The sequence below is a fragment of the Aeromonas sp. CA23 genome, from assembly GCF_002587065.1.
Lineage (GTDB): Bacteria > Pseudomonadota > Gammaproteobacteria > Enterobacterales > Aeromonadaceae > Aeromonas > Aeromonas bestiarum.
On record NZ_CP023818.1, the window covers coordinates 4,331,705 to 4,348,242 of the forward strand.

Consider the following 16,538-nt stretch of genomic DNA (forward strand, 5'->3'; position numbering starts at 1 on the left):
GAGGCCGCAGCCTCCCTGTTTGTCGTGCAAGCCACCGCCATCACTGTGCGGCAGGTTTGCGATCCGAGTGACCCAGATCCCGCTCGGGGGCGATGACATCGCGCACCCGCTGCTTGATCTCTTTCGCCTCGGGGAAGCCCTCGTCAGCCACCCTGTCCCACACCAGCACGCCATTGACCAGGATGCGGAACTCCCCCTTGCTGGCGGGTACCAGCGCCACCTCGCCGAGATCGCTGTCGAAGGTGGAGAGCAGCTCCTGCGCCAGCCAGGCGGCGCGCAGCATCCAGCGACAGAGGGTGCAGTAGCGGATCTCGATGCGGGGCTTGCTGATGGGGGTTAACGACTCTGTCATTGGGTGACTCCATAAAAATCGGCCAGCGGGAGATGGGGATAATGATGGCCCGCCATGCTGGCTGCAATAGCAAAAAGCAGCGCCTGGCTCACTGGCTGACCCCGTGGAAATCGGTCAACCAGTGGCGGGCTATGGTGCGCATGGTGGACTGCGGCAGATCGAACAGGCCGGGGGCCAGGGGTTGCTGCGCCAGCTGACGCACCCCCTCGATGATCTCCGCCAGCACCAGATAGACGTATTCGCCGATGACGGCGCCGTGGACGAAATTGACCGCCTCCCCCCGGTTGAGCAGGAAGATGGTGCTGCCATCGGGCCGGGTCAGCGCCAGCACATGGGGGCACACCTCCTCGCTCGGCCAGGGCAGCTGGGAGAGACAAAATGCAAATTCGTCGTCGGCCGAGGTGACCGAGGCCAGCATGGCGCCGGGGCGCAACTGCTGCAAGTCGGCCAGATCCAGCGCACCGTTGCCGGTGGAGCAGATCACCAGCTCGGCCCGACTCAGCGCCTCGGCCTTGCCCACCAGCTTGAAGCCGTGGGAGAGCGCCTCCACCTGGCGCAGCACGTCTGTCTCCACCAGCTCCAGGTGCAGGTTGCGGCACCTGAGCTCGCGGGCGATGCTGCGCCCCACCTTGCCATAGCCGAACAGGGCGGCCTGACAGACGTTGAAGGTACGGTTGAGGGTGCGGGCCAGGGACTCGGCGGAGTAGACCACGCTGAGGCCAATCTGGATATCCTCGGCCTGCTTGAGGGGGCTGCGCGCCACCGAGATGACAGGGGTGGCCAGCACCTCCTGCTCGTAGCGCTGATGGCCGTTTTCGGTCATCTCCACTACCCCGAGGAAGCGGGGGCCGAAATACTCGCTCAGGGTCGCCTGGGTCTTGGCAAAGTAGCCGCCTATGTCCAGAATGATCAACCTTTCATGGGGGGCAACCAGGGGGGCTATGTGCTCTATCACCCCCTGCGGCGTGTTGGTCCACTGGCGGTTGAGCGGCAGCACCGGGTAGTGCTGCTGGGCCCAGGTCAGGGTCGGTCCGTGCACTGACTTGGGTTTGGGCAGGATGGCGCCGATCCGCCCGATTTGATCGAGAGCCTGGATAAACTGGGGGCGATCGGGAAGCAGATGGGTAACCAGCAGGATGCAGAGGCCGTCGAGGCGTCCCTGCTCGGTGAAATGGCGAAAAAACAGATGCTCAGATCCTTGACTGCGCAACTGTGGCCTCCTTAGCGCGCCGCAAACAAGCAGGCAAACAGAACCCGGCATGACCGGGTTCTGTGTGTGTCCAGATAATTGAAAATCCTTTTTATCTGAATCCACAAGGGGGCTCAATCTTTATCTGTGCAGACTATGACGAAGTCGTCAACTTTCGGGTTAATTGCCTGTTTTTTATGCTAAAAATCAGTACAAAGAGGCCTCGGGCCATACCTTCCACAGACTCAATCCGGTGCCGACTCCCGCCAGCAGGATCAGCAGGGCCCAACGCTGGATCCAGGGCTTGTTGCGCAAGGCCCACTCCAGCAGCGGCAACAGCCAGACCGGCAGCAAGACCGCAAGCGGCACTTCCACGTATTGCCAGGCGAGCATCTGCATGAAGGCCAGTGCCAACCCGAGCGCGGCAGGCGCCGCCTTGACGCCGGCAAAGGCGCCAAGCAGGGCCCGGAAACCGGCAAAGGCAGCCAGGGCCCCCGCCAGCTGGGCAATCAGCAAACTGCCGTCTATGCCGATCACCAGCGCCAGCCAGATGAAGCCGAGGGCAAAGCCGAGCCCCTCGTGGCTGTCGGTGCGCAGCTGCACCCAACCGAACCAGGCGATGGCGGGCAGCAGCGCCAGCCAGATGCGCGGGTCCAGGGCGAGCACAGAGGCCAGCCCCTGCCACCACACCAGGGCGGCGAGCGCTGCGAACAGCAAGAGCGCGGCCCGCTTGTTGGCCAGTTGCGCCGCCATCGCCGGCACCAGCAGGGTCAGCGGCAGCCACTGCCACGCCTTGACCGGCAGCCCATAGGCGCCACCCAGCAGGCAGCCCACCAGCCAGAGCGCCAGGGCGCCCCACAGATACCCCAGTCGTGGCCAGCGCCATGACAGCAAAGCGGCCCCCAAAGGAGCCGCCAGGGTTTGTAGCAGGAGTGCTGCGCCCATTACTTGCGCACGCCTTCGACGAACAGGTTGATGCTCATCTCGTCCGGAATGCCGGGCAACATGTAGCTCACGCCAAAGTCACTGCGCTTGATGGTGGTGGAGGCATTGAAGCCGCTGCGATAGCCGCCCCAGGGATCCTTGCCTTCACCGATGTGAACCAGCTCGAATGCCACGGGCTTGCTGATCCCGTGCAGGGTCAGGGTGCCTTTCAACACGCCCTTCTCCTTGGTCCCTTCATAGCCGGTGCTGACGAAGGTCATCTTGGGGTACTGTTTCACATCCAGAAAATCGGGGCTGCGCAGGTGTTTGTCGCGCGGCTCGTGGTTGGAGTCCACGCTGGCGGCGTCGATTTCGAAGCTCGCCTTGGCCGCTGCCGGGTTGGCATCGTCCATGCTGAAGGTGCCGCTGAAGGTGTTGAAACGACCGACCAGCTCGGAGAAGCCGAGGTGCCCCACCTTGAACTGGACAGTGGTGTGAGCCGCATCGACATCGTAATCGGCCGCCATCAGGGGGGCCGCCATAAACAGGCAGGAGGCCAGCAGGGCCTTGGTCATTTTCATCCGTTCGTTCCTTCATATTGGGGGTTCACAACAACAACCAAGATGCTAACCTCCATATCGGAATAGATAATCAGCGATTTATTAAAATAATTATCAACTGAGAGTGAAAGATGGACCAGATAGCCGCCATGCGCACCTTCATCAAGGTGGTGGAGTGTCAGAGTTTTACCAAGGCCGCCAACCAGCTCGGCATCTCGGTCGCCATGACCTCCAAGCTGATGCAGCAGCTGGAGGAGTCCCTCTCCACCCGCTTGCTGTCGCGCACCACCCGTCAGGTCAACCCCACAGAGGCCGGCCAGTTCTACTACCAGCGCTCCCAGGCCCTGCTGGCGGAGCTCGAAGAGACCCACAGCCAGCTCACCCGCAACAACCAGCAACCCCAGGGCACCCTCAAGCTGTCGGTGCCGATGGACTTTGGCTACCTGCACCTCTCCCCCGCCCTACCGCTGTTTCGTGAACGCTTCCCGGATCTGAAGCTGGAGATAGAGTACAGCGACCGGCGGGTGGCCCTGGTGGAAGAGGGATTCGATCTGGCGCTGCGCATCGGCAACCTGCCGGACTCTTCCCTGGTGGCCAAGCCGCTGGCCATGATGAGGCTGGAGGTGTGCGCCAGCCCTGCCTACCTGGCCCGCAAGGGCGCTCCCAAGACCCCGGAGGATCTCAAGCAGCACGACTGCCTCATCTATACCCTGACCCAGCCGGACTGGGTCTTCAAGCGGGATGGAGAGCAGCTGAGCGTGCGCCCGCAGGGGCCGCTTCGCGCCAACAACGGCGTGGCCCTGACCCGGGCCGCCTGCGATCATCAGGGCATCATATTGCAGCCCACCTTCATCGTCGGCGATGCGCTGCGCTCGGGGGAGCTGGTGTCACTGCTGCCGGAGTGGGAGAAGGGGCAGGTGGGGCTCTATGCCCTCTATCCGCACCGCCGTTTCGTCTCGGCCAAGGTGCGCTGCTTTATCGAGTTCGTGCAGGAACGCTATCTCGCTCCCCACTACTGGGATCGGGAGGTCTAACCGGTGGCCTTGATTCGATGATGGAAGCGGCCTCGCCTCCCATGGCGGGAAGCGAGGCTGATGTTCAGGAGTGGGTCTCGGGGGGCGCTGTATGACCGGCGGGCAGCGGCAGCTCGGCCACCAGCAGTTGATCGGTCTGCATCAGTTGCCAGCGCGGCAGGCGGCGCCGCAGGGTCGCCAGCTGCTCCTCGCTCAAGGCATAGGGCAGAGCGATGTGCAGGCAGTGGCAATCGAGCATGCCGGCCAGCTGCAACATCAGAATGAGATTGGCCTCATCCGCCTTGTGCTTGTTGATGCGCTTGCCCAGCTCCTGGCGAAAGTGGGTCTCGGGATCCTGGGTCATCGCCTGCCAGCCATAACCGAACAGCGGCATGAAGGCGCTGACGATGCCAAGGGCGGTGAGCGGCCGCTTGGGCGGGTGGTAGAGGGCGTTGAGATCCAGCAGTATGGGCGTTAGATGCAGCTCACGACTGCCGGATAAAATGTTATTACTCATTGGATAACCCTGTTGATTCCACTAGACTGCGCCGCATATTTGACCTGACATGCCAACGAGGTGCTGATGCTAAGCGATATCGAGATCTCCCGCCAGTCCCCCCGCCTTCCCATCCATGCGCTGGCCGAGCGCTTGTGCATCCCGGCTCGGCTGCTCAGCCCTCACGGTCACTACAAGGGCAAGCTCAGCCTGGATCTACTCAGGCTACCCGCTGGCAAGGCAGGCAAGCTGGTGCTGGTAAGCGCCATCACACCGACGCCCCTCGGCGAGGGCAAGACGGTCACCACCCTGGGTCTCTCCATGGGGCTCAATCACATAGGCCAGCCCAGCATGGCCACCATACGCCAGCCGAGCCTGGGCCCGGTATTCGGGGTCAAGGGGGGTGCCGCCGGTGGCGGCCACGCCCAGGTGGTGCCGATGGAGGAGATGAACCTGCACCTCACCGGCGATTTTCACGCTCTCACCGCCGCCCACAACCTGGCGGCCGCCGCGCTGGATGCCCGCCTGTTCCACGAGACCCGGCTCGGCGCCGAGTTCACCGCCAGGACGGGGCTGGCACGGCTCGATATCGACCCCGCCAACATCCTCTGGCCGCGTACCCTCGACATGAACGACCGCGCCCTGCGCCACCTCACTATTGGGCAGGGGAGCGCCGCCGATGGCGTTGAACGCCAGGATCGCTTCGTCATCACAGCCGCCTCCGAGCTGATGGCCATTCTGGCGCTGGCGAGCGATCTGAACGACTTGCGCGAGCGCATCGGCCGCATCCAGCTGGCCCTCGATAGCCAGGGCCAGCCCATCACGGCCGAGCAGCTGGAAGTCGCGGGCGCTATGACGGTGCTACTCAAAGACGCGCTGCAACCAACCCTGATGCAGACCACGGAGCAGACCCCGGTACTGGTGCACGCCGGCCCCTTCGCCAACATAGCCCATGGCAACTCCTCGGTGATCGCCGATCGCATGGCGCTGCAACTGACCGACTATGTGGTGACAGAGGCGGGTTTTGGCTCCGACATGGGGCTGGAGAAGTTCTTCAACATCAAGCACCGCCAGTCCGGCATAGCGCCGGCCTGCGTGGTGCTGGTGGCCACGGTGCGCGGCCTCAAGGCCAACAGCGGCCTGCTCGATATCCGTCCCGGTCAGCCGCTGCCCGAGAGCCTGCTGGGGGAAGACTTGCCCACCCTTGAGAAAGGCTGCACCAACCTCGCCTGGCATATCAACAATGCCCGCCGTTATGGCGTGCCCGTGGTGGTGGCGGTCAACCGCTTCCCCACCGACAGCCAGGCCGAGCTGGATCTGCTGATGCGCGAGGCGCGCCAAGCCGGCGCCTGCGGCACGGCCATCTCCAGCGCCTTCACTCAAGGGGGCGCAGGTGCCAGCGAGCTGGCCCGTGCCGTGGTCGCCGCCTGCGAGATGCCAAGCCAGATCCAGCTGCTCTATCCTGATGAGATGAGCCTGTGTGCCAAGCTCGCCACCCTGGTGGAGTGCGGTTATGGCGGGCGCGGTGTGCGCCTCTCTGACAAGGCACGCCGCCAGCTGGCGGCGCTCTCGGCCGCAGGCTGGGATCACCTGCCCATCTGCGTGGCCAAGACGCCGCTCTCCATCAGCCATGACCCCGCCCTCAAGGGAGTGCCGGCCGATTTCGAGGTGCCCATCGACGAGGTGAAGCTGTGCGCCGGTGCCGGCTTCGTCTATGCGCTGGCGGGCCCCATCATGACAATGCCTGGGCTCGGCAGCCTGCCGGCCTATCGTCATATCGATATCGATGATAACGGCGAGATCGTCGGACTGAGCTGATGGTGAGTGGCAGCTGCAGGCCAAGCCGACAGCCTCCACGCTCAAGATCGTCGGAAACGACAAGGCCCCGCCAATGGACGGGGCCTTGTTGTTAGTAGCCATACAACTCGCTGGCCTGCCCCTAGAGGGTGAAGCGCTGGGTCATATGGTGCAGCGAGGTCGCCAGCTTGCTCAGCTCGACGCAGGCCTGGGCGGTCTGCTGCGCCCCCTGGGCGTTCTCGTCCGCGGCATTGTGGATGTTGACTATGCTGCGGTTGAGCTCCTCGGTCACCGCATTCTGCTCCTCGGTGGCAGTAGCGATCAGAGTGTTCATGTCGGTGATCTGGGTGACGGCCCCATTGATGGTATCTATGCTGCTGCCCGCATCCCGCGCCAGCCCGACGCTCTCCTGCATCTGCTGACGGCTCAGCTGCATGGCGCTGCCCGCCTCGGCGGCGCGGCTCTGCAACAGCTCTATCATCTTGCTGATCTCGGCGGTCGAGTCCTGAGTCCGCTGGGCCAGGGAGCGCACCTCGTCCGCCACCACGGCGAAACCGCGTCCCTGCTCGCCGGCACGGGCGGCCTCGATGGCGGCGTTGAGGGCCAGCAGGTTGGTCTGACCGGCGATGTCGCGGATCACATCCAGCACCATGCTGATGTTGGCGCTGTCGGTCTCCAGCTGCTGCACCACGGCGCCCGCCTGTTCAATCTTGACCGACACATCTTCGATGCTGCTGATGGCACTGCGCACCACCTGGTTGCCCTGGGACGAGGTGCGGGAGGCATCCTTGGCCGCACTCATGGCATCCGTGGTATTGCGGGCCACTTCATTGACCGTGGACTGCATCTCGTTCATGGCGGTGGCCACCTGGGAGACTTCGCTCTGCTGGCGGGCCATGCCGGTGGCGGACTGTTCTGAGATGGCACTCACCTCCTCCACGGCGCTGCTGAGCTGGCTCACAGAGCCGGCAATTTCGCTCACCAGATCCGCGAGCGCGCCCTGCATGCGATCGATGGCGGCGCCGAGCTGACCGAGCTCGTCACGCTTGAAGCGACTGCCGCGGATCCACTCCTGCAGTTCACCCTTGCCGAGATCACCACTCGCGATGCGCTGGGCCTGACGGGCCAGCATCACCAGGGGATCCCGGATCTGGCGGGTCAGCACGGTGGAGAGCACGGCCGCCAACCCCAGTCCCAGCAGCAGGGAGATGATGATGCTCAGCTTGGCGCTGTCAAACGCCCCCACTACCTGGGCGCGGGAGTTGGCGGCATAGCCGTGATTGATGCGAATGAGCTCGGCCACCGACTTGGACAGGGTGGTGTACAGCGTGACCCCCTCCGCCATGAAGATGCGCTGGGCCTCCGCCATCTGGCCGTTGTCCTGCATCTGTTTGATGCGCTGGTGCAGGGCGACGTACTTGCTCCAGTCCGCCTTGACGATGTCGAAGGCCCGTCGCTCTTCCAGATCCTCCGCCCAGATGGTGGCATCGTGGGCCGCTACCTGGCGATCTGCTTCGCGCAGGCTCTGCTCGCTGGCATCGCGGTAATGGGCTTTCTGCTGGGGGTCGTCCGCCACCAGGAACACATCCAGCTCATAGCGGCGCAGGGCATTGATGGTCTCACCCAGGGTGCTGGTGCGAACGACGGCAGGCAGGATGCTGTCGGTGAAGCCGGTAGCGGCCCGGTTCATGTTGCCAAACTGCAGCAGCGAGAAGCCGCCGATAAAGGCCATCATCAGGCCGAGCACCGCAAAGCCTGCGGTGAGTTTCTTACCTATGGTCATGGTGTTCATGGCATGTCCTGCAATGGGTGAGCGAGTGGTATTCGTCTGTACTGTGCCTTCCCGGCACGGATCAGGATACCTGCCATCCATAGCAGTTCATCGAGCCGCCTACATCCTGATGACAGGGATGAGGCAAGTTCCAGGGGTAGCCGTGGCCTGTCCCCTGAAGCGCCCTTGCCCTGAAAGGGCAATGGCCAGGGCAGCGTTAGACCGGCATGGTGAGCTGTATCGGCCCATTCGCGCATGGCTTTAGCACTTTTCTGACGAAAGTGTCGGGCACAGCAAAAGGGGATAGAAGACAACAGGGGCATGTCGATGCGACATGCCCCTGTCTGCTAGCCTTTCAGGCCGCCCAGAAACTCGGCACGGGTGTCGGGCTGGGTCTTGAACACACCACCGAGAGAGGTGGTGGTGGTATAGGAAGTGGAGTCCATCACGCCGCGCGCCTTCACGCAGAAGTGGGTCGCCTTGATGCTGATGGCCACATCCTTGGTGCCGAGCAGGGTCTGCAACGCCAGCAGGATCTGCTGGGTGAGCCGCTCCTGCACCTGGGGACGACGGGCGAAGAACTGCACTATGCGGTTGATTTTTGACAGCCCGATCACCTTGCCACGGGGGATATAGGCCACGTGGGCCAGCCCGTCGATAGTGACGAAGTGGTGTTCACAGGTGCTGGTGAGACTGATGTCCCGCACCATGATCATCTCGTCCACCTTCATCTTGTTCTCGATCACTGTCACCTTGGGGAAGGTGCTGTAATCGAGGCCGGAGAAGATCTCGTTCACGTACATCTTGGCGATGCGGTGCGGCGTCTCCGCCAGGCTGTCATCGGTCAGATCCAGCCCCAGCGTCTCCATGATGGCGCGCATGTGGCCTTCGATCTTCTCCCTTTTCTGCTGACCATCCAGTGCATTGGCCACCAGAGGTGTCTCGAGGCCCTCGGCCTCGAGGGCTGCCCTGACCAACAGGGCTTCCTGGCTTAAGCTCGTCATCTTGTTCCTCTCCCACGCTCAGGGACTGTGATGGCCGCCTTGTCTGTGACGGCACTTTGTTATGGCGCAATAGTAAACGGCGATTATTGCCATAATTCAAGCTAACTCAAGTCCGTCTCCTGACTTTATGCCAATCCGTCGACTTTTACCCCTTGATGGCCCCCCCATACGGGGAGGGTTGCAACAAACAATCCCTCTTCCGCCCCCCCTGTGCCAGACAGCCTGGTGTCGGCTCCTGATAAGCCTGCCCATCCACCCTGATTTTTGGGATAATCCGCCCTCAACCACACCAAAGAGGTAATGACGATGGGATTTGATACCAGCGGACTACTCCCCCTGAGCTATGCCCTGCAAGGGATGCTGGACCAACTCGCCTGCTGCTGCGACACCGAGCAAGTGCCCCTGCCCCAGGCCCTCGGCCGGGTGCTCGCGGCAGATATCGCCTCCCCCTTGTCAGTGCCTCCGTTCGACAACGCCGCCATGGACGGTTACGCCGTGCGGCTGGCCGATCTCGCTGCCGGCACCCCGCTCATCATGGCGGGCAAGGCCTTCGCCGGTCAGCCCTATCAGGGGGAATGGCCCGCGGGTCACTGCGTGCGGATCATGACGGGCGCGCCCGTGCCAGAGGGGACGGATGCGGTGGTGATGCAGGAAGAAACCCAGGCCGACGGTGACAAGATCGCTTTTCTGGTGCCGCCCGCCCCGGGCCAGAATATCCGCCGCCGCGGCGAAGATATCCGCGAGGGAGCCAGCGTGCTCTGCGCCGGTACCCGGCTCACCCCCCGCGAGCTGCCGCTGCTGGCCTCCCTCGGCATAGCCACCATCAGCGTGCGCCGCCCGCTGCGAGTGGCCATCTTCAGCACAGGCGACGAACTCAAGCCGGTCGGCACCCCGCTCGCCCATGGCGACATCTATGACTCCAACCGCTACGGGGTCAAGGCCATGCTGGCGCGCATGGGCTGTGAGTGCCTCGACCTTGGCATCATACCGGACGATCCCGCGCAGCTGCGCGCCGCCTTCCTGCAGGCCGACCGCGAGGCCGATGCCCTGATCACCACGGGAGGCGTCTCGGTCGGTGAGGCAGACTTCACCAAGCAGTTGCTAGAGGAGCTCGGCGAGATCGGCTTCTGGAAGCTGGCCATCAAGCCGGGCAAGCCATTCGCCTTCGGCCGCCTGCCCAACGCCTGGTTCTTCGGTCTGCCGGGCAATCCGGTTTCCGCCATGGTCACCTTCGATCAGCTGGTGCAGCCTGCGCTGGCCAAGCTGGCCGGGCAGCAGTTCGAGCGTCCGCTGCAACTGCAGGCCATCGCCAGCGAGCCTCTGAAAAAAGCGCCGGGCCGACTCGACTTCCAGCGCGGCATTCTGAGCCAGGGGCCAGACGGCCTGGAGGTGCGCAGCACAGGCTCCCAGGATTCCGCCGTGTTCAGCTCACTGTCGCGGGCCAACTGCTACATAGTGCTTGAGCGTGAGCGGGGCAAGGTGGCGGCGGGTGAAACCGTCACCGTCGAACCGTTCGGGGGCTTGCTGCTGTGAGCGACATTCTCTCGGACGCCGAGCTCCTTCGCTACAACCGCCAGATCATCCTCAAATCCTTTGACTTCGAGGGGCAGGAGGCGCTCAAGCAGGCCAGCGTGCTGGTGATAGGTGCAGGGGGCCTGGGCTGCGCCGCCAGCCAGTATCTGGCGGTGGCCGGGGTCGGCCAGCTCACCCTGGTGGATTTTGACAAGGTGGAGCTATCCAACCTGCAGCGCCAGGTACTGCACACCGATGAGCGCATCGGCCACTACAAGGTGGACTCCGCCGCCCAGTCCCTGCACGCGCTCAACCCCTGGATCAAGGTGGAGACTCACGCCTCTGTTGCCGACGAGGCGCTGCTCGATGCCCTGCTACCCAGCCATCAGCTGGTGCTCGACTGTACCGACAACCTGACCATCCGTAATCTGCTCAACCAATACGCGCGCAAGCACAGGGTGCCGCTGGTCAGCGGCGCCGCCATCCGGCTGGAGGGGCAGCTGTGCAGCTTCACCTGGCAGGAGGATGAACCCTGCTACGCCTGCCTCAGCGCCCTGTTTGGCGAGCAGGCCCTTACCTGCGTCGAGGCGGGGGTACTCGCCCCCGTGGTAGGGCTGGTGGGCAGCCTGCAGGCGCTGGAGGCGATAAAATTGCTGGCGGGCACGGGGCGCAGCTACAGCGGCCGCCTCTTGATGATCGATGGCCTCACCGGCACCTTCCGCGAGATGAAGCTGCCCAAACGCCCCGACTGCCCGGTTTGCTCCCATCCTTGAACCCGAGCGATACCCACAAAAAAGCCGACCCCACGGGGTCGGCTTTTTCGTATCCCGGACCCGCGTTCAGTGGGTGGAGAGGATCCGCTGCAGCAGGTGGTTGAACCCCGAGGGATCTTCTGCCGGCCAGGCGTGGTGACCGTTGGGGGTGTGGATGGTGGCGTTGGGCAGGGAGGCGAACTGCTCCACCCGCTTGGCAAGCGGCAGATAGTCGTGGCTGGTGGAGATGATGGCCACCGGCTGCCAGATGGCGCCGAGCCGGGCGCGCACCGACCAGCCGGGCAAGGCGTCGAGCAGCGCCTTGTAGACCTTCTTTTTGTTACGCACGAAGCGCAGCCGGAAGGTGTGGCGCACCTGGGCGAGATCCGGGCCGGGGAAGAGCTCGCGCCCGAGCCACCAGGCGAGCGGGCGCATGCCGAACCAGCGCAGCAACTTGAGGCGCTGGGCGTAACGCTCCTGCTCTTTGGGGGTCTCCAGCAGAAACTCGCTAACACCGTTGACCAGCACCAGACCTCGTACCTTGTGAGGAAGTTGCAAGGCCAGCTCCAGTGCCACCATGGCCCCCAGAGAGAGACCCACCACCCAGGCGGGCTCCGGTTGCTCGTCGAGCCAGCGCACCACGTCGGCAGCCAGGGTGGCCACGTCGAACGGTCCCTCCTGCATGCTCTGACCATGGCCTCGCAGGTCGAGGGCCACCACCCGATAGTGTTCGGAGAAGCGCTCTATCTGCGCCTGCCAGTCGAGACTGGATGAGCCCAGCCCGTGCAGCAGCAACAGCAAGGGGCCCTCCCCCGCACTGCGCAGGGCAAGACCGTTGGATTTCATCACCTGATTGCGACGCATCAGCTCATTGCCCCTCGACTCATCGCCTGAACCATGCCTTGTTTATCCCGATAGTGACCGGCCAGCTTGCTGGCATCCCCCAGCACCCACCAGGGATGCCGCTCCATAATGTACCAGAACGACGCCGACTCAGCCTTCGCTGACCAGACTGACCGCCTTGATATAGGCGTATATCTGCTGCTCCGGCGCCAGCGCCAGCCGGGTGGCGGAACGGCTGGTGATCCGGGCCAGCAGTATCTGCTCACCCAGTGCCAACTGCAACAGGGTCTGGCCGGGGCGCACCTCGCGCACCGCCAGCAAGCGAGTGACGAGGCAGTTGGAGAGGCTGGAGTGCTCTATGGGGGCGGTGGCGATCACCACGTCCCGCCCCGCCACCTTGATCTGCAAGGGGCCGCGCTCGTCCGGTACATGGTTCATTGTGACCCGCAATGTCTGCTCGCCGAGCTGCAGGGTCGCCATCTGCTCGTCGTCATCGTAGTGGGCCAGGGTGGCATCCAGCATCACACCGGCATCGTCGCGACTGGCGAGCGAGAGATCGGTGCGGGCGAAGATCTCGCTCGGCCGCCCCTGCGCCTCCACCCGGCCACCCTCCAGCAACACCAGCTGATCGCACAGCAGGCTCACCTCCTCCATGGCGTGGCTGACGAAGATCATGGGGATGCCGCTCTCCTGCTGCAACCCCTTGAGCACGTGGGCCTGATGGATGCGGCTGCGCCTGTCCAGCGCAGAAAAAGGCTCATCCAGCAGCAGCAGATCGGGCTCCGCCAGCAGCGCCCGCCCCAGTGCCACCCGCTGGCGTTGACCACCGGAGAGGCCATGGGCCGGCTGCGCCAGCAACTCGGCAAAGCCGAGACGCGCGGCCAGCGCTTCGGGCTGCCAGCGCCCTCGCCCCTTGCGGGCCGCCAGCTGCAGATTGCCCAGCACGCTCAGATGGGGGAAGAGCCGCGAATCCTGAAACACCAGTCCGATGCGACGCGCTTCGGGCAGCAGATCGGCCAGTTCACGCCCTCGCCACCACAGGCGATCGCTGCTCTGGCGATCCAATCCGGCCATGATGCGCAGCAGGCTGCTCTTGCCGCAGCCGGAGGGGCCGAACAGGCCGAGAATACCCCCCGGCTCGAGGGTCAGTTCGCAGTCGAGGGTAAAGGCGCCAAACTCGCGCCTGGCATTAAGTTGCAAGGACTGGCGGTGCAGGGCGTGGCCCTGCGGAATATTGGCTGGCGGGTTCATCCGAACAGCCTCCGTTGCCGGCGCTGCAATACGCCGTAGACCAGCACCAGCATCACCAGCGAGAAGCCCATCAGGCCACCCGCCAGAATATGGGCGTTTTGGTAATCCATCGCCTCCACATGATCAAACAGGGCGATGGAGAGCACCTGGGTCTCCCCCGGGATGTTGCCGCCGATCATCAGCACAACGCCAAACTCCCCCAGGGTGTGGGCAAAGCCGAGCGCCGCCGCCATCACGAAGCTGGGCAGCGTCATCGGCAAAATGATGTGAAAGAAACGCTCCAGCGGCCCGAGCCCCAGGGTGGCGGCAGCTTCCAGCTCCTTGTTGCCCATGTTGACGAAGGCGGAGGTGAGCGGCTGCACCACGAAGGGGAGAGAATAGAGGATGGAGGCCAGCAGCAGACCGAGAAAGCTGAAGGCAAGCGGTGCGCCGAAGGTGTCACGCCACCAGGCACCTAAGGCCGTATGAGGGTGAGAAGGCGAGCAGCAGATAGAAACCGAGTACCGTGGGGGGTAGCACCAGAGGCAGGGCCACCAGCGCCTCCACCAAGGGCCGCAACTTGTTCTGGCTGCGGGACAGCCACCAGGCCAGCGGCGGCGACAGCAGCAACAGAATGCCGGTGGTGCTGGCCGCCAACTTCAGGGTGAGCCAGATGGCCTGCAGATCCCCTTCACTCATCGGACTCACTCCCAACGCCAAGTTCAGCACCAGACACTGCAAATGAGCAGATCCCCCGATAGACCTGATCCTGAGTCAGGCAGGTCATCGCCAGCAGATCCCTTTTATTCATCGCCCAGCTCCCGGTTGGGATCAGCCAACGGCATGGTGTGCATCCTCATGGCAAAGCGTGGTCGACCCCAAGGCCGACCACTCATGGTTGCGCATCAGGCTCATGCCCTTATTGGGGCAGGGCATAGCCTGCGGCCTTGATCTGCGCCTGACCCGGTCCCTTGAGCCAGGCGACCAGCGCCTCGACGGCGGCGCCCTTCTTCAGCACCAGCCCCTGCTGTTCGATGGCCGGATACAGCGTGTTCGGCACAGCCCAGGCTTCGCCTGTTTTGCCCGCCTCCACCAGGTTGGCCCAGGCGACGAAGCCCAGCTCGGCGTTGCCGGTATCGACGAACTGCCAGGTCTGGCCTATGTTGGCGCCGGTCAGCAGACGGTACTGTTTGGGATCGATCTTGAGGCTTTCCAGGGCCACCATGGCGGCGGCACCATAGGGAGCGGTACGGGCATTGGCGATGGCCAGGTTGCCTTTCCAACTGCGCAGGCTCGCCTCGTCGGGGGCCGGGCCGCCCTTCTTCCACAAGCCCAGCTGGCCGATGGCATAGGTGAAACGATCGCTGCCCTTGCCCTCTTTCTCCAGCTTCTCGGGGGTGGCCACATCGGCGGAGAGGAAGAGATCGAACGGCGCGCCGTGACTGATCTGGGTGTAGAGCACACCGGTGGCGGCAGAGCTGATGATGACGCTGTGGCCAGTCTTGGCGGTGAACTCCTTGCCGATGCGCTCTATGGTGCCCTTGAAGTTGGCGGCTACGGCCACCTTCACCTCGTCGGCTTGTACGGCAATGGGGTTAAGCGCCGCGGCACAGACGCCTGCAATGACAACAGATAACAACGGTTTCATTCCCTTCCTCCTGATGTGGGTCTGGTCTCACCAGGCCCGAAAACAGGGGCAAGGTTCCCGTTGAACCTGAGCCCCTACGATGAACAGGTCAAATTTTCCAGCGGGCGGCGGCAGCGCTGTCGCTCTCCTTGGCCTCGACCCAGCGTTGAATCCCCTCGGCAGTCAGCTCTTTTTTCCAGAACGGTGCCCGGGTTTTCAGAAAATCCATGATGAAGTGACAGGCATCAAACGCGGCATCGCGGTGGGCACTGCTCACCGCCACCAGCACTATCTGATCGCCGAGCAACAACTCGCCGATGCGGTGAATGAGGGTGCACTCCTGCAGCGACCAGCGGCGGCGTGCCTCCTGCACTATGTCGGCCAGCGCCTTCTCGGTCATGCCGGGATAGTGCTCGAGGGCCAGCCCCTTCACCTCCTCCCCCTGATTGAAGTCGCGCACCTTGCCGACGAAGGTGACGATGGCGCCACTGTCGGCGCGGGTGGCGAGACGGGCATACTCATCGGCCAGTGAGAAGTCTTCCCGCTGCACCAGGATGCGATCTACGGGCGTCGTGGTTGCTTGAGACATGGCTCAGCCTCCGGTCGTGACTGGAAGGAGAGGGAAGAAGGCGGCCTCATCCCCGTCCCACAGCTCAGTGGTGCGATCCACGGTCGTTATCTCGCTCATCCTCAGCCTCCGGTCACGGGGGGGAAGAAGGCCACTTCATCGCCATCATTGATGGGGGTATCGAGGGGCACCAGGGTCTGGTTGACCGCGACCAGCAATTTGCCCGCTTCCAGCGCCAGTGCCCACTTGTCACCGCGCTCACACAGGGTCGCCCGCAGCTGCTCGGCGGTAGCGTAGTCGCAGGGCAGGCTCAGTTCGTCACAGGCCACCAGCTCTCTTACTTGCGCAAAAAACAGTACCTTGATCATGCCTGCGCCCCTGCATTCGCGCCCAGCTGAAAGTGGCCGGACTTGCCGCCCTTTTTCTCCACCAGTCGCACCTGTTCGATCACCATGTCCTTTTGCACCGCCTTGCACATGTCGTAGATGGTCAGCGCCGCCACCGAGGCCGCGGTCAGCGCCTCCATCTCCACCCCTGTCTTGCCGGAGAGCTTGCAGAGGGTGCGAATATGGACCCTATTGTCCGCCGGCAGAGGTTCGATCTCTACCTCCACCCGGGTAAGGGCCAGGGGGTGGCAGAGGGGGATGAGATCCGCCGTTTTCTTGGCCGCCATGATGCCGGCGATGCGGGCGGTGGCGAACACGTCCCCCTTGTGGTGCTGACCGCTCAGGATCAGCGCCAGGGTTTCCGGTGCCATGGCGACGAAAGCCTCGGCGCGGGCCTCACGTTCGGTGACCTGCTTGTCGGTCACGTCCACCATGTGGGCTTCGCCGCTTTGGTTGAGATGGGTCAGGTTCATCAGGTTCCCCTTGAAGGCTGAAAGAGTGCTGGGATCCATGG

17 protein-coding genes and 1 pseudogene are annotated in these 16,538 nt (G+C 63.7%); 4 read left to right on the plus strand and 14 right to left on the minus strand.

Going from position 1 to position 16,538, the window contains the following annotated elements:
- Window positions 1–40: 40 nt before the first annotated feature.
- From CK910_RS19930 to CK910_RS19945, 4 genes are all read right to left on the minus strand, one after another.
- Entirely contained in the window at window positions 41–352 is a 312-nt protein-coding gene (locus CK910_RS19930; RefSeq protein WP_042872344.1) for a SelT/SelW/SelH family protein, read from the minus strand.
- A gap of 88 nt (window positions 353–440) precedes the next feature.
- A complete protein-coding gene (locus tag CK910_RS19935) occupies window positions 441–1,562 on the minus strand; it encodes an adenosylhomocysteinase (RefSeq protein WP_098984458.1) in 1,122 nt (373 codons plus the stop codon).
- Window positions 1,563–1,748: 186 nt separating this feature from the next.
- On the minus strand, window positions 1,749–2,486 hold the full coding sequence (locus CK910_RS19940) for a hypothetical protein (RefSeq protein WP_098984459.1): 738 nt from the start codon (window positions 2,484–2,486) through the stop codon (window positions 1,749–1,751).
- On the minus strand, window positions 2,486–3,046 hold the full coding sequence (locus CK910_RS19945; RefSeq protein WP_098984460.1) for a YceI family protein: 561 nt from the start codon (window positions 3,044–3,046) through the stop codon (window positions 2,486–2,488). The genes CK910_RS19940 and CK910_RS19945 overlap by 1 nt, the downstream gene beginning before the upstream one ends.
- Window positions 3,047–3,156: 110 nt before the next feature.
- Here CK910_RS19945 and CK910_RS19950 point away from each other — a divergent pair, with 110 nt between their 5' ends.
- Window positions 3,157–4,059 carry a LysR family transcriptional regulator gene (locus tag CK910_RS19950; RefSeq protein ID WP_043135190.1) on the plus strand — a complete coding sequence of 301 codons (903 nt, stop codon included), beginning with the start codon at window positions 3,157–3,159 and terminating at the stop codon, window positions 4,057–4,059.
- A gap of 64 nt (window positions 4,060–4,123) precedes the next feature.
- Here the strand turns inward: CK910_RS19950 and CK910_RS19955 are convergent, their stop codons facing one another.
- On the minus strand, window positions 4,124–4,555 hold the full coding sequence (locus CK910_RS19955) for a hypothetical protein (RefSeq protein ID WP_098984461.1): 432 nt from the start codon (window positions 4,553–4,555) through the stop codon (window positions 4,124–4,126).
- Between the two features lie 66 nt (window positions 4,556–4,621).
- Between CK910_RS19955 and CK910_RS19960 the strand changes: the two genes are divergently transcribed.
- On the plus strand, window positions 4,622–6,352 hold the full coding sequence (locus tag CK910_RS19960) for a formate--tetrahydrofolate ligase (protein ID WP_098984462.1): 1,731 nt from the start codon (window positions 4,622–4,624) through the stop codon (window positions 6,350–6,352).
- 121 nt (window positions 6,353–6,473) lie between these two features.
- On the opposite strand, the gene CK910_RS19965 is transcribed toward CK910_RS19960, so the two are convergent.
- Window positions 6,474–8,123: a methyl-accepting chemotaxis protein gene (locus tag CK910_RS19965; RefSeq protein ID WP_098984463.1), complete on the minus strand. Its 1,650-nt coding sequence runs from the start codon at window positions 8,121–8,123 to the stop codon at window positions 6,474–6,476.
- Between the two features lie 326 nt (window positions 8,124–8,449).
- Entirely contained in the window at window positions 8,450–9,106 is a 657-nt protein-coding gene (gene folE / locus CK910_RS19970) for a GTP cyclohydrolase I FolE (protein ID WP_042872363.1), read from the minus strand.
- 306 nt (window positions 9,107–9,412) lie between these two features.
- Between folE and moeA the strand changes: the two genes are divergently transcribed.
- Both moeA and moeB read left to right on the plus strand, forming a co-directional pair.
- Window positions 9,413–10,639 (plus strand): molybdopterin molybdotransferase MoeA, encoded by a 1,227-nt coding sequence (gene moeA / locus CK910_RS19975; protein ID WP_098984464.1) that lies wholly within the window; start codon window positions 9,413–9,415, stop codon window positions 10,637–10,639.
- Window positions 10,636–11,391: a molybdopterin-synthase adenylyltransferase MoeB gene (gene moeB, locus CK910_RS19980; RefSeq protein ID WP_098984465.1), complete on the plus strand. Its 756-nt coding sequence runs from the start codon at window positions 10,636–10,638 to the stop codon at window positions 11,389–11,391. Before moeA ends, moeB begins: the two co-directional genes overlap by 4 nt.
- Window positions 11,392–11,457: 66 nt before the next feature.
- On the opposite strand, the gene CK910_RS19985 is transcribed toward moeB, so the two are convergent.
- From CK910_RS19985 to moaC, 7 genes and pseudogenes are all read right to left on the minus strand, one after another.
- A complete protein-coding gene (locus CK910_RS19985) occupies window positions 11,458–12,234 on the minus strand; it encodes an alpha/beta fold hydrolase (RefSeq protein WP_172955373.1) in 777 nt (258 codons plus the stop codon).
- Window positions 12,235–12,363: 129 nt separating this feature from the next.
- Window positions 12,364–13,464 carry a molybdenum ABC transporter ATP-binding protein gene (gene modC, locus CK910_RS19990; protein ID WP_098984466.1) on the minus strand — a complete coding sequence of 367 codons (1,101 nt, stop codon included), beginning with the start codon at window positions 13,462–13,464 and terminating at the stop codon, window positions 12,364–12,366.
- Window positions 13,461–14,142, minus strand: a pseudogene (gene modB, locus CK910_RS19995) (molybdate ABC transporter permease subunit). Before modB ends, modC begins: the two are co-directional and overlap by 4 nt.
- Before the next feature lie 220 nt (window positions 14,143–14,362).
- Window positions 14,363–15,091, minus strand: a complete 729-nt coding sequence (modA, locus tag CK910_RS20000) for a molybdate ABC transporter substrate-binding protein (RefSeq protein ID WP_098984467.1) — start codon at window positions 15,089–15,091, stop codon at window positions 14,363–14,365.
- An 88-nt stretch (window positions 15,092–15,179) separates the two neighbouring features.
- Window positions 15,180–15,659, minus strand: coding sequence for a molybdopterin synthase catalytic subunit MoaE (moaE, locus tag CK910_RS20005; protein ID WP_098984468.1), 480 nt, complete (start codon window positions 15,657–15,659; stop codon window positions 15,180–15,182).
- A 101-nt stretch (window positions 15,660–15,760) separates the two neighbouring features.
- Entirely contained in the window at window positions 15,761–16,006 is a 246-nt protein-coding gene (moaD, locus tag CK910_RS20010) for a molybdopterin synthase sulfur carrier subunit (RefSeq protein WP_043557190.1), read from the minus strand.
- Entirely contained in the window at window positions 16,003–16,497 is a 495-nt protein-coding gene (moaC, locus tag CK910_RS20015; protein WP_098984469.1) for a cyclic pyranopterin monophosphate synthase MoaC, read from the minus strand. Before moaC ends, moaD begins: the two co-directional genes overlap by 4 nt.
- Between the last annotated feature and the right edge of the window lie 41 nt (window positions 16,498–16,538).